We start from the raw sequence: 19,337 nt of genomic DNA, 5'->3' as shown, positions 1-19,337 counted from the left end.
GCTCTGTTCCTTATCCCGCTTTCTGCGCGGCGGTGTCCGGCGTTGCCACTACCGCGACGCCAGGACGCACTTTTTGCAGCCCGCTGATAATCACCCGATCGCCTTCGTGTAAGCCGTCCGTGACCAGCCATTGATCGCCAATCGCCTGAGGGGCGACAACGTTACGGGCTTCGGCCTGGTTTTTAGCGTTCACCACCATCACGCTGGCCTCACCGCGTGGGGTGCGGGTAACGCCCTGCTGTGGAACCAGGATCGCGTGCGGCTGGGTACCTTCATTGATGCGCGCGCGGACAAACATGCCGGGCAGCAGGATGTGTTGCGGGTTGGGGAAAATCGCCCGCAGGGTAATTGAGCCGGTGCTCTCATCCACGGTGACATCTGAGAACTGCAGCGAGCCTTTCAGCGGGTACGGCTGACCATTCTCCATCAGCAACTGTACGCTGCTGGTGCCTTCGCCGGTCTGCAGGCTGGACTGCTTGAGGCGCATAAAATCGTTGCTGGACTGCGTGACATCGACATAAATCGGATCGAGCTGCTGGACCGTGGCCAGCGCCGTGGCCTGTCCGTTAGCGACCAGCGCCCCCTCGGTGACGCTGGATTTACCAATCCGCCCGCTGATGGGCGACGTCACTTTGGTGTAGGCCAGGTTGATGCGTGCAGTTTCGACCGCAGCCTGAGCCGCCATCACCGAGGCATCAGCCTGGCGGGCGTTAGCCACGGACTGGTCATATTCCTGCTTACTGACGTACTGCGTACCGACCAGGGGGACATAGCGTTTCACCGTCAGGTGGGCAATGCTGGCGGCGGCTTTGGCTTTGGCCAGCTCGCCCATAGCACTGTCATAGGCCGCCTGGTAGGTGGCCGGATCGATCTGATATAGCGACTCACCGGCTTTTACATCGCTGCCTTCCGTGAAGTTGCGCTTCAGCACAATGCCGCTGACCTGCGGGCGAACTTCGGCGACGCGGTAAGCGTCGGTCCGGCCTGGCAGCTCGGTGGTCACCGCCAGGGGGGCGCTTTTCACTACATGTACCATCACCTGCGGCGTCGGCGGCAGCTGTGCCTGTCCGGCATGATCGTCACAACCCACGAGCAATGCGGCACCGATGATAAAACCGGATAAAGGTAAAAACCTGAAATTAGGCGTCATGACTATTCCTTCAAAATCATCAATCCGCATTAACCCACAGGGTTAAGCGTTAAGGAGAGGTAAACGGAAAACGGCGGGCGCCATAATAAAGAATGGCCGGGCGAGTTTTTGATTTATAAGTGCTGAGAATGAAATGAGGATAAAAAAATTGGCGCGGAGTGAGAGTAAACAACGGTATAGCACGTCTGGCTATGTATCGCTGCCACTTTTGCTTTAGATGGGTTCATATATTTTATGAATTAAATATAGAGTAAACATCACGGTGATTTATAAATTAATTGAGTTAACTTTTTTTGTTCATCATTATTTTCCAGACTGATGGATAATTGGCCCTCTGACGGTCATCACCGTTGTTCTGTAAAAGTCATTAACCTGTTAAATGAGCGATTTTCTATGGCGCGCAAAACCAAGGCCGAGGCACAGAAGACACGTCAGTTACTGATTGAGGCTGCGATAGAACAGTTTGCCGCGCGGGGCGTTGCCAGCACCACGCTGACGGATATCGCCGATGCCGCCTGCCTGACGCGGGGGGCCGTTTACTGGCACTTCACCAGTAAAGCCGAAATATTCAACGCTATCTGGCAGGAGCAACGACCGCTGCGCGAGATAATTCATGGCCGGCTATCGCAGGTTGAACAAAGCGATCCGTTATTAATTTTGCGTGAGCAGTTTGTTATGGCTTTGCAATATATTGCCCGGGATCGTCGCCAGCGAGCTTTATTGCAGATCCTCTATCACAAATGTGAATTTGATCGGGGGATGATTTTAGAGAGTCAAATTCGGGAAAGGATCGGTTTCAACTATGAAAACGTTCGTGAAATGTTGCAGCAATGCATTATTCTCGGTAGCGTCTCCGCAGAGATCAATATCGACACGACGTTAATTGTTTTTCATGGTTTTTTTTCCGGGCTCATTAAAAACTGGTTAATGAACCCAGAAAGAGTGGATCTGTATCAGCAGGCTCCTGAGCTGGTGGACAATATCTTCTCAACCTTACCGGTTGCCCACCGACCACACAGGTTATACGACGCCGCATCGTAGCGGCATCGCGTTACATTTGCTGTGCCAGCATCGCCTGCGGATCGTGGCTCAGGGCGTTGATGGTCTGCGCCGAGACGGGTTTACCCAGCAGATAGCCCTGCAGCGTATTGCATCCGAGTTCGGTCAAAAAGTTCTGCTGCTCCTCGGTTTCCACCCCTTCGGCCACCACCTTCAGGTTGAGCGTCTTTGCCAACGCGACAATGGCAGACACGATAGTCGCATCATCACCCGCGCTGTTGAGATCTTTCACAAACGCCCGATCGATTTTCAGCTCGCAGGCGGGCAGCTTTTTCAGATACAGCAGGCTGGAATAGCCGGTGCCGAAATCATCGATTGAGGCTTTTACCCCGGCCTGGGTCAGTTCCGTCAGCACCCGTACGCTCTCATCAGGGTTGTTCATAGCCGTGGTTTCGGTCACTTCCAGAATCAGGGTATGCGGTGGAATAGCGTGCCGCGCCAGGCTGCCCATTACCGTGTCAACCAGCTGGGGCTGCTCAAACTGCAGCGTGGAGAGGTTCACCGCCATCGACCATTCGCTATGGCCTTCAAGATGCCAGGCGCGCAGCTGACGACAGGCCTCATCAATCACCCAGTTGCCGATAGGAATGATCAGCCCGCTCTTTTCCGCCATCGGCAGGAACTGATCGGGAGATAACAGACCCTGCGTAGGATGCTGCCAGCGCAGCAGGGCTTCAAAGCCGACAATGGGGCCAACCGGTGCCTGGAACTTGGGCTGATACACCAGATGCAGTTCCTTGCGCTCCAGCGCCAGCCACAGATCGTTCATCAGCTGCAGCTGATTTTGTGCCAGGGCATTCATCGACGGCTGGAAGAAGTGGTAGCCGTTACGCCCCATATGCTTGGTGTGATACATCGCCGCATCGGCGTTAAACATCAGCTCGCGCTGGTTTTTGCCATCGTGGGGATAGATGGCAATCCCCACGCTGAGGGTCACCACCAGATCGTACAGCTCAAGGCTGAAGGGCTGATCGATAACATGCACCAGCGAGCTGGCAAGCGATGCGGCATCGTTCGGCGCGTCGATCTCGGCGAGCAGCACAAACTCATCGCCACCAATGCGGGCGAGGGTGTACTGGCCCTTCAGCGGCTGTTCGAGACGCTCCGTGACCGCCACCAGCAGCTTGTCGCCCGTATCATGTCCGTAGGCATCGTTAACGGCTTTGAAGCCATCCAGATCCATAAACAGCAGGGCAAACAGTTTCCCTTCGCGATCGGCTTTGTTGATCGCCTGATCGAGACGGTCCTCCAGCAGCACGCGGTTCGGCAAGCGGGTCAGCGTATCGTGCAGTGCCAGCTGTGCCAGCTCGCGGTTGGCTTCCGCCAGCGATGAGGCGAGCAGGGAGGTGCGGGCCTGCAGTCGGGCATCAAACATCGAGACCAGCAGCGTGATGCCCAGAATAGAGAGCGCGACGACGCTCACCAGCACCGCCAGCCAGCTGCCGTTCACTCCCTGATGATGCATATGCACCTGCAACGGGAACTGGGCGGCCTTCATGCCGGTATAGTGCATGCCGGCAATGGCAACGCCCATCAGCACGGCGGCGCCCGCACGCATCAGCGCGACCTGGGCAGCATCGCGACGCAGACGAAACGTCAGCCACAGGGCAGCCAGCGAGGCGAGCAGGGCGATAACCACCGACAGCGCAACCCAGCGCATGTGCCAGACGATGACAGGCTCAACCTGTAATGCGGCCATGCCGGTGTAGTGCATCGCCACGATGCCCGCACCCAGAATCACCGCACCGGTAAACAAGCGCCGCCTGCGTAAATGGTCGCGGCTCACCAGCCAGAGGGCGAACAGAGAGGCGAAGATGGCAATCAGCATGGAGAGAGCGGTTATCAGCAGGTCGTAGTTCATCCGCATGGAGATATCCATCGCCAGCATGCCGATAAAGTGCATGGCCCAGATCCCGATCCCCATGGCGATACCGCCGCCCGTCAGCCAGACATGTGCCGCGACGCCGGTGCTGCCGGCAACCCGCCCTGCCATATTCAGCGCGGTATAGGATGCAAGGATCGCGACAACAAAGGAGATAACCACAAGAAGTTGGTCGTATTGGCTAACCAGCATGATCTCATCAACTCATACACAGTGGGGTATTACGTGATACCGGGTGAGACGGGCTGAGACATTATCATCCAATGGAGATGCCTCAAAGGGTTTTAAATCCGCACATTTTTCGAGGAAAAACGGGTATTTAATCCAGATCTGAGCAATTGACCAGCTTGAGTGGATTCACCGAATTCATGTTGCGGCATTGGTCTGTTTCCGTAGACATCAACTCAATCCACTGCATTAACAGCGCATCGAAAAGGAAAACGCTAATCGCGAAGACGACTAACCACCAATACTTACGGATCATTCGGAATTTCCGGGAACAATTGACAAGAGTGCAGGAAATATACACGAAAAATAGCGGCTGAGAAGTGGGCAGACGGATGTTTACGTTTCGCTTTGAAACGGCGTCACGGGGGTTAAAAAATGGGGGAAAGCGGGGCATAAAAAAAGGCGCGTCCCCATGCCGAGTAGCGCCTTTTTATACAAGCATTTAGCTAATCGAAATTAGTTCATGCCGTACTTTTTCAGTTTCTTACGCAGCGTACCACGGTTGATGCCCATCATCAGAGCAGCACGGGTCTGGTTACCACGGGTGTATTGCATCACCATGTCCAACAGGGGCTGTTCAACTTCAGCCAGTACCAGCTCATACAGGTCGTTGACGTCCTGACCATTCAGTTGAGCAAAATAGTTCTTCAGTGCCTGTTTAACCGAGTCACGCAGGGGCTTTTGAGTTACCTGGTCCTGAGAGTTAACGGTGGAAACGGTCAGTACGTCAGAATTTACGCGTTGTTCGAACATAGTTCTGTCAGCTCTTTATTTCATTACGCAAGATTTTCGAAGTATGCCTCCAACGCCTCCAGCTGTTCGCTGGCATCCTCTATGGCGTTGAATGTGCGCCGAAACTGGTCATCCGGAGCGTGTTCCTGGAGATACCAGGATACGTGTTTACGCGCGATTCGGTACCCTTTAGCCTGACCATAAAAGTCGTGCAGTTCCCGAATATGTGCGCATAGCAAGTGCTTAACCTCTGCCAGAGGCAGCGGGGCAAGCAGCTCCCCAGTGTCCAGATAATGCTGGATTTCCCGAAAGATCCAGGGTCTTCCCTGAGCCGCACGTCCTATCATCAGAGCATCAGCCCCTGTATAGTCGAGCACAGCTCTGGCTTTAAGCGGGTCAGTAATGTCGCCATTCGCGATAATCGGAATGGAAACTTTCTGCTTAACTGCCCGAATGCTGTCGTATTCAGCTTCGCCGTTGAACAAACAGGCGCGTGTGCGTCCATGTATGGTCAGGGCCTGAATGCCACAGTCTTCGGCCAGTTGGGCAATCTCTACACAGTTACGGTGATCCGGCGACCAACCCGTGCGAATCTTTAACGTAACAGGAACGTCCACTGCGCTGACAACCGCCGTCAGGATTGACTTCACCTGGTCGGGGTATTGCAGAAGGGCTGAACCTGCAAGCTTGCGATTCACTTTTTTGGCCGGGCAACCCATATTGATATCAATAATCTGGGCGCCACTCTCCACGTTGATACGCGCGGCATCTGCCATCTCTTCAGGCACGCTCCCGGCGATTTGCACGGTGCGGATACCTGGTTCGTCAATATGCACCATCCGAAGACGGGATTTATCGCTTTCCCAAACCTGCGGGTTAGACGACATCATCTCTGAAACGGTTAGTCCTGCTCCCATCTCATAGCACAGCGTCCTGAATGGTCGGTCGGTAATACCTGCCATAGGTGCTGCGATCAGGCGATTTCTGAGCTGGTGGTTTCCGATGCGCATGAGTTAAGAAATGACCATACTGTGACTGCAAGGCGGCGTATCTTACGCATTTTTTGCACGAGATGAAAGGCCAAACTTTGAACAATCCCCTGTTACAGATCATGGAATCAGGGACAAAGCACAACAGCCAAAATTATATGCGATATAAATCATTCACTTAAATGTGAGTGGCGATTTTATGGCCGCTTACAATTTCCTAAAACTTCTCGTTTTTTCTTAATTAATGAAACCTAAAGCCGAATAATCTGCTGTTTTTAACAGCAGATTTCCCCGGTTCTTTGCGATCTGCGTCTCATTTTAGAACATGATCTTCGTCTATGGGTTGCCTGGTCTTTAACCATAGGAGCGGTTTAAAAAACAGGCAAACGAATAACCCTCTATTTTTTACGACCGGTTATGCGGCACCACTCTTCTTTCTCCACCACCGGATCGAGAGTGAACAGATCGGCGTACGCCTCGCATACGCCCTCAGCCTGGCTGGCGAGAATACCGGAAAGGCCCAACAGACCGCCCTCAACGGGCAGCACGCTGATTAACGGCGCCAGTTCACGTAATGGACCGGCCAGAATGTTTGCGACCACCACGTCGGCTTTCATGGCCTGTGGCTGGTCATTCGGTAGATAAAGTTCAAGACGGTCGGAGACGCCGTTGCGTTCGGCATTATCGCGGCTGGCCTGAATCGCCTGCGGATCGATGTCGATCCCGATGGCTTTTGCCGCGCCCAGCTTCAGGGCGGCAATGGCGAGGATCCCGGAGCCGCAGCCAAAGTCGATCACCGTCTTACCGTCCAGATCCAGACCATCCAGCCACTGCAGGCACAGAGAGGTCGTCGGGTGCGTGCCAGTGCCAAACGCGAGGCCCGGATCGAGCATCACGTTTACCGCATTTTCATCCGGCACGTCACGCCAGCTTGGGCAGATCCACAGACGCTTGCCGAACTGCATCGGGTGGAAGTTATCCATCCACTCGCGTTCCCAGTCTTTATCTTCCAGCTGCTCGATCTTGTGCGCAAAACCTGCGCCCAGCAGCGGATGATTTTCCAGAATCATGACCACGTCGGCCATATCGGTTTCAGCATCAAACAGCCCGATGACGTCGGTATCCCCCCACAGGCGCGTTTCACCCGGCAGCGGTTCAAACACCGGCGTGTCATGCGTGTCCTGGAAGGTGATTGAGACCGCACCAGCCTCCATCAGCGCATCGCTCATCTCTTCGGCGTTAGCGCCGGTCGTATTCAGTTTCAGTTGGATCCACGGCATGGCAAAACTCTTTATTTATCAGTAGAAATGACGGCGGTCTGCGGAGCGGGTTGACCGAAACGGTTCCCCACCACAAACGCCAGCAAACTTAGCAGTAACGAAGGCACAATCGGATGGAAGCCCAGGTACTGGATCTTAAAGGAGGCGAGCACGGCATACAGCACGCCACCGACGATCATCGCGCTCAGCGCACCGGCAGCATTGGCGCGCTCCCAGTACAGCCCCAGCACCAGCGGCCAGAGGAATACGGCTTCCAGGCCGCCAAACGCCAGCAGGTTCAGCCAGATGATCATCTCTGGCGGTCTCCACGCGGCCAGCAGCAGCAACGCGCCCAGAACCAGGGTGATTGCAGCGGACATCCGCTTCAGGCGGCGCTCGTTGTTCATCTGCTCCGGGTGCATGTTCAGGTAGAGATCTTTAATGATCGTAGCGGAACTTTGCAGCAGTTGAGCATTAATTGTCGACATGATCGCCGCCATTGGCGCGGCAAGGAAGATCCCGGCAGCAAAAGGGGGCAGCACTTTTACCATCAGGGTCGGAATGACCAGATCCGGCACGGTCAGGTCCGGGATCACCGCCCGGCCCAGAGCGCCGGCAAGGTGCATACCGAACATCAGGATCGCCACCACGATGGTGCCAATGATAATCCCGCGATGCACCGCTTTACTGTCTTTATAGGAGATGCAGCGCACGGCGGTATGCGGTAAGCCAATCACTCCGAAGCAGACCAGCACCCAGAAGGAGGTCATAAAGGTCGGGGACAGAATGTCGTCCGCGCCCTGCGGTGAAACCAGTTTCGGGTCGATAGTCTGCAGGGTTTCCACCGCGTGGGTTAACCCGCCCGCCGCATGGACCACGCCCACCAGCAGCACGATGGTGCCAATTAGCATTACCATGCCCTGCATGGTGTCGTTGAGCACGCTGGCGCGGAAGCCGCCAAAGGCAGTGTACAGCGCGATACTGATACCAAAAATCAGCAGGCCCGTTTCATAGGGAATACCGGCTGCGGTTTCAAGCAGGCGCGCGCCGCCGATGAACTGTACGGTCATGGCGCCCACGAAGGCCACCAGCAGGCTCAGGCTGGCAAGCCAGACCAGCAGGCGGCTCTGATAGCGGGCAAACAGCATGTCGTTGAGGGTCAAGGCATTGTAGCGACGCGCCAGGATAGCGAATTTTTTCCCCAGAATGCCGAGCGAAAGCCAGATGGCGGGCAGCTGGATCATCGCCAGCAGCACCCAGCCCAGGCCATATTTATAGGCCGCACCCGGGCCGCCAATAAAGGAACTCGCGCTGATATAGGTGGCGGTCAGGGTCATCGCCAGCACAATGCCGCCCATTGAGCGGCTGCCGAGGAAATACTCGTTCAGGAAGGTGCCGGTGGTACGTTTGCGCATGGCGTAAACGGACAGGCCAAAAACAATGAACAGATACGCGACGAGGGGCAGGATCACTTCAAGCTGCATTATCGTCATCCTCCAGCGGAATATCGCGATAGATGAATTTCACCATCGCCCAGCAGAGCACAATAAACACCAGCGGGATCAGCAGGCAGGCCATCTCAAACCAGTGAGGGAGACCGGTGATACCAATTGCAGAACCAGGTAGGTAAGCGCCCACTAACCATGCAGCGAGATAAAGAAGGGTTAACCACAGCGCCCATCGCGCTTCTTTATGGGCCTGAACAAAACGTTTGTCCATTTTTTGTCCCTTGTGGAAAAAGAAAGCGGGGATTGTACCTTATGGGGCTTCGCAACCCCCAGAAATAAAAAAGGCCGGATTAACCGGCCTTTTGCTGCTTATCTGTGCTTATTTTTCATTAAGACCGAGTTTCTTCTCCAGATAGTGGATGTTGGTGCCACCATGCTGGAAGTTCTCGTCAGTCATAATACGCATCTGCAGATCGACGTTGGTTTTGATGCCGTCGATGATCAGCTCCTGCAGGGCGTTCTTCATGCGGGCAATCGCCACGTCACGGGATTCGCCGTAGCAGATCAGCTTGCCGATCATTGAGTCATAGTACGGCGGTACGGTGTAACCGGCGTAGATATGAGACTCCCAGCGCACACCAAAACCACCCGGCGCGTGGAAACGCGTGATTTTACCCGGGCTTGGCAGGAAGGTGTTCGGGTCTTCGGCGTTGATACGGCATTCCACCGCATGGCCTTTGACGATCACTTCTTCCTGTTTGATGGACAGTGGCTGACCCGCAGCGATACGCAGCTGCTCTTTAATCAGGTCAACGCCGGTGATCATTTCGGTAACCGGGTGTTCAACCTGAATACGGGTGTTCATCTCAATGAAGTAGAACTCGCCGTTTTCGAACAGGAACTCGAAAGTACCTGCACCGCGATAGCCGATATCCACACAGGCTTTAGAGCAGCGCTCGCCGATGTAGCGACGCAGTTCCGGGGTGATGCCCGGTGCTGGTGCCTCTTCGACCACTTTCTGGTGACGACGCTGCATGGAGCAGTCACGTTCTGCCAGATAGATAGCGTTACCCTGACCGTCTGCCAGCACCTGAATTTCGATGTGGCGTGGGTTTTCGAGGTATTTTTCCATATAAACCATGTCATTGCTGAAAGCTGCTTTTGCTTCCGCTTTGGTCATGGAGATGGACTGGGCCAGTTCAGCGTCGCTGCGCACAACGCGCATACCACGACCGCCGCCGCCGCCGGACGCTTTGATGATAACCGGGTAGCCAATGCGTTTTGCATGGGCACGGTTAGCATCCATATCGTCGCCCAGTGGGCCGTCGGAGCCTGGTACGGTAGGAACGCCTGCTTTCTTCATGGCGGTGATCGCAGACACTTTGTCGCCCATCAGGCGGATGGTGTCAGCTTTCGGACCGATGAAGATAAAGCCGGAACGCTCTACCTGTTCAGCAAAGTTGGCGTTCTCAGAGAGGAAGCCGTAACCCGGGTGAATAGCCACCGCGCCGGTGATTTCAGCGGCGCTGATGATTGCCGGGATATTCAGATAGCTTTTTACGGACGGAGCCGGGCCAATACAGACCGTCTCATCCGCCAGTAATACGTGTTTCAGATCGCGGTCCGCGCTTGAGTGCACAGCGACGGTCTTGATGCCCAGTTCTTTACAGGCACGAAGGATTCGCAGGGCAATCTCGCCGCGGTTGGCGATAACAATTTTATCCAGCATGTTCGCCTCGTTACTCGATGACGACCAGCGGCTCGTCAAATTCAACCGGCTGACCACTTTCGACCAGAATCGCTTTCACAGTACCTGACTTGTCAGCTTCGATCTGGTTCATCATTTTCATGGCTTCAACGATGCACAGGGTATCGCCCGCGTTAACTTTCTGGCCCACTTCGATGAACGCTTTAGCGTCCGGGCTCGGGGTGCGGTAGAAAGTACCAACCATTGGGGAACGTACGATGTGGCCACTGATTTCCGCTGCTGCTGGCGCTTCCATTGCTGGAGTAGCCGCTGGCGCGACAGCGTTAGACAGAGCTGGCTGCTGCATCATTGGTGCAGCGTAAGCTTGTTGCATAACCGGGAAGCTTGCGTTTGGCGCTGCACGGCTGATGCGTACAGACTCTTCGCCTTCAGAAATTTCCAGTTCGGAGATGCCTGATTCTTCAACCAGCTCGATCAGTTTTTTAATCTTACGAATATCCATGAGTGGGTTCCGTACTCTTTGTTTAGTGTGATTGTGACAGGCGTTTTACCGCTGTCTGTAAAGCGAATGAATAACCGTCAGCCCCCAGTCCACAGATAACGCCAGCGGCGATATCCGACAGGTAGGAGTGGTGGCGGAACGGCTCCCGCGCATGCACGTTGCTGAGGTGGATCTCAATAAACGGGATGCTCACTGCCAGCAGCGCGTCGCGAATAGCAACACTGGTGTGCGTAAACGCGGCCGGATTGATCAAGATATAGTCCGTGGTGTCTTTAGCCTGATGAATTCGGTCGATGAGTGCGTACTCCGCGTTCGACTGAAAATGGTCAAGTTCCACATTAAGCGCCGCTGCTTCGCTATCCAAACGGTTAACAATCTCGGTTAACGTCAGCGTGCCGTACTTCTCGGGTTCACGGGTGCCGAGCATATTCAGGTTCGGCCCGTTCAAAACTAAGATGTGAAACTTGTCAGCCATTGTGCCGCTATCTCCTGCGAATCTACGGTAAAAAACAAAATATACCTTCGATGCGCGATTGTCACCCTCTCAGGCTACGAAAAACCCGTCGGGGAAACCAAAGTGGCACATTATAACGATTTCGTAGCATTTGGCAGCTAAATACTGGTCTTATCAGGGAAGATTATCAACAGCATTCGGATAAATGCCCGGGAAGGGTAAACGATCTGTGGGAATAAGCACAGTTTCGTTCATTATCGCCACCACTGGCGAAACTTCTTATATCGCCATGCCAGAAGCCCTACAGCCAGCAGCGCATAGACGATCGGCTGCGGCGAGAGGATTTTCACTGACCAAAGGTAGTGGATGGGCGCGAGGATCGCGACAAGATAGACAAAATTATGCAGAAGTTGCCAGCGCCTTCCCAGTTTTCGCTGGGCGTACTGCGTGGATGTGAGGGTTAATGCCAGCAAAATCACCCAGCTAACAATCCCGAGCGTCAGGTAAGGACGGGTCACCAGTTCGCTCCCCAGCAGGGCCAGATTATTAATGCCCAGCTCCAGTAACGCATAGCTGGTGAGATGTAACGTCGCCCAGGCGAAGCACCACAGGCCTAACAGACGGCGGGTGCGGATCAGCAGCGGCTGTTTTGCGTAGCGCGCCAGGGGCGACACCAGCAGAGTCGCCAGTAAAAACTTCAGCGCGGTCCTGCCGGTAAAGTGCTGGATATCTTTGGCCGGGTCGGCGCTGAAGCCGCCGTGGCTGGCGGCCCAGAACAGCCATATAAAAGGAAGCAACCCTGCAAGATGCAGGGCCACCTTCAGCCAGGTAATCTGTTTTGCCGTCAGACGCACTTAGAAAAACTCCTTTAAGTCGAGGCCGCGATAGAGTGATGCGACCTGATCGGCATAGCCGTTAAACAGCAGCGTGGGCTGGCGCTTCACGTCCAGCGCACCGCCTGAGCCGATAAAGCGCTCCGTGGCCTGCGACCAGCGCGGGTGATCGACGTGCGGGTTCACGTTGGCGTAAAAACCGTACTCGTTTGGTGCGGCCAGGTTCCAGGTAGTCGGCGGACGCTCGCGGGTCAGCTTGATGCTGACGATAGATTTAATCCCCTTGAAGCCATACTTCCAGGGTACGGTCAGGCGGATGGGCGCGCCGTTTTGCGGCGGGAGCGCTTTACCATACACGCCGACGGTGAGCAGCGTGAGGGGATGCATCGCCTCATCAATACGTAACCCTTCTACATACGGGTAATCGAGCCCGCCGCCGATAAACCGGTCTTTCTGGCCGGGCATATCTTCCGGGGCGTAAAGGGTCTCAAAGGCGACATACTTCGCATCGCTGGTGGGCTCCACCAGGGCCAGCAGTTTATGCAGCGGAAAACCGATCCACGGCACCACCATCGACCAGGCCTCGACGCAGCGCATGCGGTAGATGCGCTCCTCCAGCGGGAAGCGCTTAGTGAGATCGTCGTAATCCAGGGTCAGCGGTTTTGCCACTTCGCCGTCGATTTTCAGCGTCCAGGGGTTGGTTTTCAGGCTACCGGCGTTGGCGGCAGGGTCGGCTTTATCCAGGCCAAACTCATAGAAGTTGTTGTAGCCCGTCACTTTTTCTTCCGGGGTTTTCGCCAGCTGGCTTTGCCACTGCGCGGGCTGGGTAAAGGTGAGGGGCTTTCCTGGGGGCGCTTTCGGACGATCGTTGCCCTTAAACCAGTCCAGCAGATCGGCCTGGGCGAGGGGTGAGAGCGTCAGCGCACCGGCGCCTATCCCCAGCATCTTGAGGATCTGGCGGCGCTTGAGCATAAAAACGGATTCCGCAGTGATATCGGCTTCCGTCAGGGGTTTCACTTTCATGGCTTCCTCCGTCATGCATTTTTCTAAGCATGACGGAGGAGAAGGGTTAAAGCGAATATGTCACGAAAATTTGAAGATTAGGCGAGCTTCACCAGGGTACGGCCCTGGATCTGGTTGCTGATGATTTTCGCGGCATACTCCGGTGCCTGTTCAAGGCTAATCTGCGTGGCGCTTTGCGCGTAGAAGGAGGCAGGCAGATCGCGAACCAGTCGCTCCCAGGCCTGTGCCCGGCGTTCAGCAGGGGTCATCACGGAATCGACTCCCTGCAAACGGACGTTGCGCAGAATAAACGGCATCACCGTGGTCGGCAGGGCAAAACCGCCCGCCAGACCGCATGCCGCCACGCAGCCGCCGTAGTTCATCTGCGCCAGCACTTTCGCCAGCACTTTGTCGCCCACGGTATCAACGGCCCCGGCCCAGATCTGTTTTTCCAGCGGACGGGTCTCGGCGAACTCATCCCGGCCCAGAATGCGGCTGGCACCAAGGCTTCGCAGATAGTCGTGGGTGCTTTCGCGGCCGGATACCGCCGCGACCTGGTAACCCAGCTTATGCAGCAGGGCAACCGCTGTGCTGCCGACGCCGCCGCTGGCGCCCGTCACCACTACTTCACCAGATTCAGGGCGTACGCCGGCCTCTTCCAGCGCCATCACGCACAGCATGGCGGTAAAACCGGCGGTGCCGATGATCATCGCTTTGCGGCCATCGAGCCCGTCTGGCATTGGCACCAGCCAGTCGCCATTGACGCGCGCCTGTGCCGCCAGCCCGCCCCAGTGATTCTCGCCCACGCCCCAGCCGGTCAGCAGCACCTGCTGGCCCACATGAAAACGCGGATCTTCGCTGGCGTGTACACGCCCGGCAAAATCGATACCTGGAACCATTGGGAAATTGCGGATGATTTTGCCTGTGCCCGTGATGGCGAGGGCGTCTTTGTAATTAAGGCTGGACCAGTCGATGTCAACGGTCACGGCACCTTCAGGCAGACGGCTCTCCTCAATAGATTGCACTGATGCAAGAGTTTTGCCTTCCTGCTGTTCTAAGATCAAAGCCTGCATACGAATTCCTTACCTGGGATGATGATTGGAAAAAAATTTTTGAAGACTATACTCGCTCAATGACATGCGATGCCGATTTAACGCAATAAATTGCCAGATACACCTGATTTGGTAGTATGCCGATGCCGTATTGCAAGTTAGTACTCACTTGCTATCCTCACCAACTCACGGAGTAATCTCAAGGATGCGATTATCGACGAAGTTCTCCGCTTTTATCTCCTTGCTTACCGGGATGACCATTTTTGTCATCTTTATTGGCTGCTCGCTCAGTTTCTATAATGCGATCCAGGGGAAGCTTGCGAACCGCGTCCATTCCGTGGCGTCGGTGATTGATGCCCGCCTTGTCAGCACCCCCTTTCCAGAACTTACCCGCGAGCTGGATGAACTCATGGCCCCGGTGGATATCACGCGGGTGGAGATTAAGCAGGGCGATCACATCCTTCTAAGCCATACCGGGCAAACCTATTACCGACAGGCGGGTTCTGCTCCCCAGACGCTCGAGCTCACCGTCCCCTCCCTGAAAAATCCCGGTCTGACGATAAGCCTGGTCTATCAGGACCCAATGACCAGTTATTTTCGTTCCATGATGACCACCGCGCCGCTGACTCTGGCGGTATTCTTCGTGGTGGTGCTGATCTTCCTGGCGGTGCGCTGGCTACGGCGTCAGCTCTCTGGACAGGAGTTGCTGGAGTCGCGTTCAGCGCGGATCCTCAACGGGGAACGCGGCGCGCAGGTGCGCGGCTCGGTTTATGAATGGCCATCGCGCACCAGCAGCGCGCTGGACGTCCTGCTCTCCGAAATCCAGTTTGCCAGCGACCAGCGTAGCCGTATCGACACGCTGATCCGCTCCTATGCCGCCCAGGACAACAAAACCGGCCTTAATAATCGTCTGTTCTTTGATAACCAACTGGGCACCTTGCTGGAAGATCAGGAGAACGTGGGCACCCATGGGGTGGTGATGATTGTCCGTCTGCCGGACTTCGATCTGCTGAAAGATAACTGGGGGCGGGCGGTGGCAGAGGAGCACCTGTTTACGCTCATCAATATGCTCTCCACCTTTATTATGCGCTATCCCGGCGCACTGCTGGCACGCTATCACCGCAGTGATTACGCCGTGTTACTGCCGCACCGCACCCTGAAAGAGTCCGAAAGTATCGCCAGCCTGCTGTTGAAATCAGTGGATGCGCTGCCGCCGAGCAAAATGCTCGATCGCGAAGACATGGTGCATATTGGCATTTGCGCCTGGCGCGGGGGCCAGTCCACCGAGCAGGTGATGGAGCATGCCGAAGCCGCCACCCGCAATGCGGTGTTGCAGGGGGCGAACGGCTGGGCGGTTTATGATGACTCCCTGCCTGAAAAAGGGCGCGGCAACGTGCGCTGGCGAACCTTAATTGAGCAGATGCTTACCCGCGGCGGGCCGCGGATTTATCAAAAACCGGCGGTGCTGACCAGCGGCCAGGTTCATCACCGGGAGCTGCTGTGCCGGATCTTCGACGGCAACGAAGAGGTGGTGTCGGCGGAGTATCTCCCGATGGTGCTGCAGTTTGGCCTGTCCGAAGAGTACGATCGCCAGCAAATATCGCGATTGATGCCATTCTTATCCTTCTGGCCCGAAGAGCACCTGGCATTGCAGGTCACGGTTGAGTCCCTGATCCGCCCGCGATTCCAGCGCTGGCTGCGGGATGTGTTGATGCAATGTGAAAAATCGCAGCGCAAGCGGATTATTTTTGAACTTGCAGAGGCGGATGTTTGTCAACACATCAGTCGGTTACAGCCGGTCGTTCGGTTGATTAATGCGTTGGGCGCGCGCGTGGCGGTTACGCAGGCGGGTTTAACGCTGGTCAGCACCAGCTGGATCAAGGCGCTGGAGGTGGAGTTACTGAAGCTGCATCCGGGACTGGTAAGGAATATCGAAAAGCGCACGGAAAACCAGCTGCTGGTGCAGAGCCTGGTGGAAGCGTGCAAAGGAACGCAAACACGTGTATTTGCTACAGGTGTGCGATCGCGAACGGAATGGCAGACGTTGACGGAGCGCGGCGTGACAGGGGGGCAGGGGGATTTTTTTGCGGCCTCTCAGCCTCTTGACAGCAATGTGAAAAAATATTCGCAAAGATACTCTGTTTAACCTGCCGTTTGGTAAGTTTTCACGTAGAATATCGCGCCTGTAGCGTGATGTATGACGAGCAAAATGACAGTGAACGACCTTTAACGGGTTACAAATGAACGTGAGGAAGGCTGTTTTTTCTCAGCCCTGAGGGAGTCAGGCGACGATTTGTAACAAAGGAAACGTGCTGCACAAATTTTCACCGTAGCAGGCGATTTTTGCGCCTTGTCGCTGCTGCGTGTGGTTGGTAAAGTAAGCGGATTTTGTTTTCCGCCCCAGCTTTCAGGATTATCCCTTAGTATGTTGAAAAAATTTCGTGGCATGTTTTCCAATGACCTGTCCATTGACCTGGGTACCGCGAATACCCTCATTTATGTAAAAGGACAAGGCATCGTACTGAATGAGCCTTCAGTTGTGGCCATTCGTCAGGATCGTGCTGGTTCACCGAAAAGCGTAGCGGCTGTAGGCCATGACGCTAAGCAGATGCTTGGCCGTACGCCGGGTAATATCGCTGCCATTCGTCCGATGAAAGACGGCGTTATCGCTGACTTCTTCGTGACTGAGAAAATGCTTCAGCACTTTATCAAGCAAGTGCACAGCAACAGCTTTATGCGTCCGAGCCCACGTGTTCTGGTGTGTGTGCCGGTTGGCGCTACCCAGGTTGAACGTCGTGCTATTCGTGAATCCGCTCAGGGCGCTGGTGCGCGTGAAGTCTTCCTGATCGAAGAGCCAATGGCTGCAGCAATCGGTGCCGGTCTGCCGGTCTCCGAAGCAACCGGTTCCATGGTCGTCGATATCGGTGGCGGTACCACTGAAGTGGCCGTTATTTCCCTGAACGGTGTGGTTTACTCCTCTTCCGTACGTATCGGCGGCGACCGCTTCGACGAAGCGATCATCAATTACGTTCGCCGTAACTACGGCTCTCTGATCGGTGAAGCCACCGCAGAGCGTATCAAGCACGAGATCGGTTCTGCTTACCCGGGTGACGAAGTTCGCGAGATCGAAGTTCGCGGCCGTAACCTGGCAGAAGGCGTTCCGCGTGGCTTTACCCTGAATTCCAACGAGATCCTCGAAGCGCTGCAGGAGCCGTTAACCGGTATCGTCAGCGCCGTCATGGTTGCCCTCGAGCAGTGCCCGCCGGAACTGGCTTCCGATATCTCCGAGCGCGGTATGGTTCTGACCGGTGGTGGTGCGCTGCTGCGTAACCTCGACCGCCTGTTGATGGAAGAGACAGGTATTCCTGTCGTAGTTGCTGAAGATCCACTGACTTGCGTAGCCCGTGGCGGCGGCAAGGCGCTGGAAATGATCGACATGCACGGCGGCGACTTGTTCAGCGAAGAGTAGTCAGGTGTGAAAGGGTAGCGGATGGCTACCCTTTCTCTCTGACGCGAGAGTACGCATAGCCTATGAAGCCAATTTTTAGCCGTGGCCCGTCGCTACAGTTTCGCCTCATCCTTGGGGTGCTGGTAGCGCTTGGTGTCATTATTGCCGATAGCCGCCTCGGTACGTTCAGCCAGATCAGAACGTACATGGATACCGCCGTCAGTCCTTTCTACTTTGTATCAAATGGTCCCCGTGAATTACTCGACAGCGTCTCGCAAACCCTGTCCTCACGCGATCAACTCGAACTTGAAAACCGCGCGTTACGCCAGGAACTGCTGCTGAAAAACAGCGAACTGCTGATGCTTGGCCAGTACAAGCAGGAGAACGCCCGTCTGCGCGAACTCTTAGGCTCCCCGCTGCGTCAGGATGAGCAGAAGATGGTGACCCAGGTGATCTCCACCGTTAACGATCCCTACAGCGATCAGGTGGTCATCGACAAGGGCAGCGTCAATGGCGTATACGAAGGCCAGCCTGTTATCAGCGATAAAGGCGTCGTCGGTCAGGTGGTGGCCGTTGCCAAGCTCACCAGCCGCGTATTGCTGATTTGCGATGCGACCCATGCGCTGCCGATTCAGGTGCTGCGTAACGACATCCGCGTGATCGCCGCCGGTAACGGCTGTACGGACGATCTGCAGCTGGAACATCTGCCGGCGAATACCGATATTCGCGTGGGCGATGTGCTGGTAACGTCCGGTCTGGGCGGTCGTTTCCCGGAAGGGTATCCGGTTGGGGTGGTCTCCTCTGTGAAGCTGGACACCCAGCGCGCCTACACCGTGATTCAGGCACGTCCAACGGCGGGTCTGCAGCGCCTGCGCTATCTGCTGCTGTTGTGGGGTGCCGATCGTAACGGCAGCAACCCAATGACGCCGGAAGATGTGCATCGCGTGGCGAATGAACGCCTGATGCAGATGATGCCGCAGGTTCTGCCTGCGCCAAACTCGATGGGGCCGCCAGCGCCAGTTCCTGCGCCGGCAACAGGGCTGACCCAGCCACCGCCTGATGCGCCGCCGCCACCGCAACTCTCCCCGGGAGGGCAATAGTGGCAAGCTACCGTAGCCAGGGACGCTGGGTTATCTGGCTCTCGTTTTTGATCGCGCTGTTGCTGCAAGTCATGCCCTGGCCGGATGACATTCTCGTTTTCCGGCCAAACTGGGTGCTGCTGATTTTGCTGTACTGGATCCTCGCCCTGCCGCACCGCGTAAATGTGGGCACAGGTTTTGTGATGGGTGCCATACTGGATCTGATCAGTGGCTCGACGCTTGGCGTACGCGCGCTGTCCATGAGTATCATCGCATACCTGGTCGCACTGAAATTCCAGCTCTTTCGTAATCTGGCGCTCTGGCAACAGGCGCTGGTGGTGATGTTGTTATCTATGGCCGCGGATATCATTGTTTTCTGGGCAGAGTTTTTAGTGATCAACGTCTCTTTCCGTCCGGAAGTGTTCTGGAGTAGTGTAGTAAACGGTGTGCTCTGGCCATGGTTATTCCTGCTGATGCGTAAGGTCCGCCAGCAATTTGCCGTGCAATAAAAG

The 19,337-nt window shown here is 55.6% G+C and carries 19 protein-coding genes; 5 read left to right on the top strand and 14 right to left on the bottom strand.

Annotated elements, in window-relative coordinates:
- Nucleotides 1-10: 10 nt before the first annotated feature.
- A complete protein-coding gene (locus tag ACOYA6_RS19040) occupies nucleotides 11-1,150 on the bottom strand; it encodes an efflux RND transporter periplasmic adaptor subunit (RefSeq protein ID WP_039030655.1) in 1,140 nt (379 codons plus the stop codon).
- 393 nt (nucleotides 1,151-1,543) lie between these two features.
- Here ACOYA6_RS19040 and envR point away from each other — a divergent pair, with 393 nt between their 5' ends.
- A complete protein-coding gene (gene envR / locus ACOYA6_RS19035) occupies nucleotides 1,544-2,191 on the top strand; it encodes an acrEF/envCD operon transcriptional regulator (protein WP_422655204.1) in 648 nt (215 codons plus the stop codon).
- A 10-nt stretch (nucleotides 2,192-2,201) separates the two neighbouring features.
- On the opposite strand, the gene ACOYA6_RS19030 is transcribed toward envR, so the two are convergent.
- The 13 genes from ACOYA6_RS19030 to acuI form a co-directional block, all read right to left on the bottom strand.
- Nucleotides 2,202-4,283 (bottom strand): putative bifunctional diguanylate cyclase/phosphodiesterase, encoded by a 2,082-nt coding sequence (locus ACOYA6_RS19030; RefSeq protein ID WP_422655203.1) that lies wholly within the window; start codon nucleotides 4,281-4,283, stop codon nucleotides 2,202-2,204.
- Between the two features lie 127 nt (nucleotides 4,284-4,410).
- On the bottom strand, nucleotides 4,411-4,575 hold the full coding sequence (locus ACOYA6_RS19025; protein ID WP_039030652.1) for a DUF2556 family protein: 165 nt from the start codon (nucleotides 4,573-4,575) through the stop codon (nucleotides 4,411-4,413).
- Nucleotides 4,576-4,775: 200 nt separating this feature from the next.
- A complete protein-coding gene (fis, locus tag ACOYA6_RS19020) occupies nucleotides 4,776-5,072 on the bottom strand; it encodes a DNA-binding transcriptional regulator Fis (RefSeq protein ID WP_000462905.1) in 297 nt (98 codons plus the stop codon).
- 23 nt (nucleotides 5,073-5,095) lie between these two features.
- Nucleotides 5,096-6,061 carry a tRNA dihydrouridine synthase DusB gene (gene dusB, locus ACOYA6_RS19015; RefSeq protein ID WP_039030651.1) on the bottom strand — a complete coding sequence of 322 codons (966 nt, stop codon included), beginning with the start codon at nucleotides 6,059-6,061 and terminating at the stop codon, nucleotides 5,096-5,098.
- 377 nt (nucleotides 6,062-6,438) lie between these two features.
- Complete coding sequence (gene prmA, locus ACOYA6_RS19010; RefSeq protein WP_138370330.1) at nucleotides 6,439-7,320, bottom strand: 50S ribosomal protein L11 methyltransferase; 882 nt, start codon at nucleotides 7,318-7,320, stop codon at nucleotides 6,439-6,441.
- A gap of 11 nt (nucleotides 7,321-7,331) precedes the next feature.
- The gene (gene panF, locus ACOYA6_RS19005) at nucleotides 7,332-8,783 is read right to left on the bottom strand and encodes a sodium/pantothenate symporter (RefSeq protein WP_138370329.1); all 1,452 of its coding nucleotides are present in this window, start codon (nucleotides 8,781-8,783) and stop codon (nucleotides 7,332-7,334) included.
- On the bottom strand, nucleotides 8,773-9,018 hold the full coding sequence (locus tag ACOYA6_RS19000) for a YhdT family protein (RefSeq protein ID WP_039030648.1): 246 nt from the start codon (nucleotides 9,016-9,018) through the stop codon (nucleotides 8,773-8,775). The genes panF and ACOYA6_RS19000 overlap by 11 nt, the downstream gene beginning before the upstream one ends.
- Before the next feature lie 108 nt (nucleotides 9,019-9,126).
- Entirely contained in the window at nucleotides 9,127-10,476 is a 1,350-nt protein-coding gene (gene accC / locus ACOYA6_RS18995) for an acetyl-CoA carboxylase biotin carboxylase subunit (protein WP_039030647.1), read from the bottom strand.
- A 10-nt stretch (nucleotides 10,477-10,486) separates the two neighbouring features.
- Nucleotides 10,487-10,957, bottom strand: coding sequence for an acetyl-CoA carboxylase biotin carboxyl carrier protein (accB, locus tag ACOYA6_RS18990; protein WP_039030646.1), 471 nt, complete (start codon nucleotides 10,955-10,957; stop codon nucleotides 10,487-10,489).
- A 22-nt stretch (nucleotides 10,958-10,979) separates the two neighbouring features.
- Nucleotides 10,980-11,432: a type II 3-dehydroquinate dehydratase gene (gene aroQ / locus ACOYA6_RS18985; RefSeq protein ID WP_139563721.1), complete on the bottom strand. Its 453-nt coding sequence runs from the start codon at nucleotides 11,430-11,432 to the stop codon at nucleotides 10,980-10,982.
- A gap of 233 nt (nucleotides 11,433-11,665) precedes the next feature.
- A complete protein-coding gene (gene msrQ / locus ACOYA6_RS18980; RefSeq protein ID WP_039030644.1) occupies nucleotides 11,666-12,265 on the bottom strand; it encodes a protein-methionine-sulfoxide reductase heme-binding subunit MsrQ in 600 nt (199 codons plus the stop codon).
- Nucleotides 12,266-13,267: a protein-methionine-sulfoxide reductase catalytic subunit MsrP gene (msrP, locus tag ACOYA6_RS18975; RefSeq protein WP_422655202.1), complete on the bottom strand. Its 1,002-nt coding sequence runs from the start codon at nucleotides 13,265-13,267 to the stop codon at nucleotides 12,266-12,268.
- 77 nt (nucleotides 13,268-13,344) lie between these two features.
- Nucleotides 13,345-14,319, bottom strand: a complete 975-nt coding sequence (acuI, locus tag ACOYA6_RS18970) for an acrylyl-CoA reductase (NADPH) (RefSeq protein WP_138370326.1) — start codon at nucleotides 14,317-14,319, stop codon at nucleotides 13,345-13,347.
- A gap of 184 nt (nucleotides 14,320-14,503) precedes the next feature.
- On the opposite strand from acuI, the gene csrD reads away from it, so the two are divergent.
- From csrD to mreD, 4 genes are all read left to right on the top strand, one after another.
- Nucleotides 14,504-16,444: an RNase E specificity factor CsrD gene (gene csrD / locus ACOYA6_RS18965; RefSeq protein ID WP_039030641.1), complete on the top strand. Its 1,941-nt coding sequence runs from the start codon at nucleotides 14,504-14,506 to the stop codon at nucleotides 16,442-16,444.
- Nucleotides 16,445-16,723: 279 nt separating this feature from the next.
- Nucleotides 16,724-17,767 carry a rod shape-determining protein MreB gene (gene mreB / locus ACOYA6_RS18960; RefSeq protein ID WP_000913396.1) on the top strand — a complete coding sequence of 348 codons (1,044 nt, stop codon included), beginning with the start codon at nucleotides 16,724-16,726 and terminating at the stop codon, nucleotides 17,765-17,767.
- A 62-nt stretch (nucleotides 17,768-17,829) separates the two neighbouring features.
- On the top strand, nucleotides 17,830-18,846 hold the full coding sequence (gene mreC / locus ACOYA6_RS18955; RefSeq protein WP_039030640.1) for a rod shape-determining protein MreC: 1,017 nt from the start codon (nucleotides 17,830-17,832) through the stop codon (nucleotides 18,844-18,846).
- Nucleotides 18,846-19,334, top strand: coding sequence for a rod shape-determining protein MreD (mreD, locus tag ACOYA6_RS18950; protein ID WP_032614566.1), 489 nt, complete (start codon nucleotides 18,846-18,848; stop codon nucleotides 19,332-19,334). Before mreC ends, mreD begins: the two co-directional genes overlap by 1 nt.
- The last annotated feature ends 3 nt before the right edge of the window (nucleotides 19,335-19,337 follow it).

Origin of the sequence: Leclercia barmai (assembly GCF_049312895.1) — a bacterium.
GTDB lineage: Bacteria > Pseudomonadota > Gammaproteobacteria > Enterobacterales > Enterobacteriaceae > Enterobacter > Enterobacter barmai.
Note: the sequence above shows the minus strand (reverse complement) of the source record. Positions and strands in the feature narration are given on the sequence as shown.

Excerpts from the sequence above, each read along its gene's own strand:
- aroQ (WP_139563721.1), bottom strand. The coding sequence starts at position 11,432 with ATGGCTGACAAGTTTCACATCTTAGTTTTGAACGGGCCGAACCTGAAT.
- panF (WP_138370329.1), bottom strand. The coding sequence starts at position 8,783 with ATGCAGCTTGAAGTGATCCTGCCCCTCGTCGCGTATCTGTTCATTGTT.
- accB (WP_039030646.1), bottom strand. The coding sequence starts at position 10,957 with ATGGATATTCGTAAGATTAAAAAACTGATCGAGCTGGTTGAAGAATCA.
- ACOYA6_RS19000 (WP_039030648.1), bottom strand. The coding sequence starts at position 9,018 with ATGGACAAACGTTTTGTTCAGGCCCATAAAGAAGCGCGATGGGCGCTG.
- ACOYA6_RS19025 (WP_039030652.1), bottom strand. The coding sequence starts at position 4,575 with ATGATCCGTAAGTATTGGTGGTTAGTCGTCTTCGCGATTAGCGTTTTC.
- envR (WP_422655204.1), top strand. The coding sequence starts at position 1,544 with ATGGCGCGCAAAACCAAGGCCGAGGCACAGAAGACACGTCAGTTACTG.
- acuI (WP_138370326.1), bottom strand. The coding sequence starts at position 14,319 with ATGCAGGCTTTGATCTTAGAACAGCAGGAAGGCAAAACTCTTGCATCA.
- prmA (WP_138370330.1), bottom strand. The coding sequence starts at position 7,320 with ATGCCGTGGATCCAACTGAAACTGAATACGACCGGCGCTAACGCCGAA.
- csrD (WP_039030641.1), top strand. The coding sequence starts at position 14,504 with ATGCGATTATCGACGAAGTTCTCCGCTTTTATCTCCTTGCTTACCGGG.
- accC (WP_039030647.1), bottom strand. The coding sequence starts at position 10,476 with ATGCTGGATAAAATTGTTATCGCCAACCGCGGCGAGATTGCCCTGCGA.
- ACOYA6_RS19040 (WP_039030655.1), bottom strand. The coding sequence starts at position 1,150 with ATGACGCCTAATTTCAGGTTTTTACCTTTATCCGGTTTTATCATCGGT.
- mreB (WP_000913396.1), top strand. The coding sequence starts at position 16,724 with ATGTTGAAAAAATTTCGTGGCATGTTTTCCAATGACCTGTCCATTGAC.
- ACOYA6_RS19030 (WP_422655203.1), bottom strand. The coding sequence starts at position 4,283 with ATGCTGGTTAGCCAATACGACCAACTTCTTGTGGTTATCTCCTTTGTT.
- fis (WP_000462905.1), bottom strand. The coding sequence starts at position 5,072 with ATGTTCGAACAACGCGTAAATTCTGACGTACTGACCGTTTCCACCGTT.
- mreC (WP_039030640.1), top strand. The coding sequence starts at position 17,830 with ATGAAGCCAATTTTTAGCCGTGGCCCGTCGCTACAGTTTCGCCTCATC.
- dusB (WP_039030651.1), bottom strand. The coding sequence starts at position 6,061 with ATGCGCATCGGAAACCACCAGCTCAGAAATCGCCTGATCGCAGCACCT.
- msrP (WP_422655202.1), bottom strand. The coding sequence starts at position 13,267 with ATGAAAGTGAAACCCCTGACGGAAGCCGATATCACTGCGGAATCCGTT.